Annotated in this window: 1 protein-coding gene; it reads right to left on the bottom strand. The window is 55.8% G+C overall.

Annotated features, from left to right (window positions below; translation table 11 throughout):
• Positions 1-432, bottom strand: a 432-nt coding sequence (locus QT327_RS28075; protein ID WP_289554497.1) for a hypothetical protein, incomplete at its 3' end; no start/stop codon positions are given.
• Positions 433-498 lie beyond the last annotated feature (66 nt).

Here is a 498-nt window from a genome sequence, read left to right on the forward strand (position 1 = left end):
GCCTGCTTCGCTGGTTACCTTCACCGTCACAATGTCCGCTTTCGGTGCAGGATCCAACGGAGGTGTCGTACATTGCGTACAGCTCGGATCGGGATCTTCCGTCGGTGTCGTCACCTCCACCGCGTTCACCAATTCACCGGTGAAGTCGGACGGGGTCTGCACCGTTACCGTATAGGTTACCACCGCTCCGTTCGGAAGCGTGGCGATTGTTTCATTGATATCACCGGTTCCGCTTGTATTCGGTAAGGTCACCGTTCCGGTGGTTACCACAGCGGTCCAGTTACTGATCGTTGTACCCGCAGGAGCCGTATCTTTTACGTTCACGGCTGCCGCATCGCTCGGTCCGTTGTTGGTCACCGTAATGGTATAGTCAACACTTTCACCAGGGGTGTAAGTTGTTTTACCCGCCTCGCTCGTTACCTTCACCGTCACGATGTCCGCTTTCGGTGCAGGATCCAACGGAGGTGTCGTACATTGCGTACAGCTCGGATCGGGATC

It is taken from the genome of Olivibacter sp. 47, from assembly GCF_030372825.1.
In the GTDB taxonomy this organism is placed as follows: Bacteria; Bacteroidota; Bacteroidia; order Sphingobacteriales; family Sphingobacteriaceae; genus Olivibacter; species Olivibacter oleidegradans.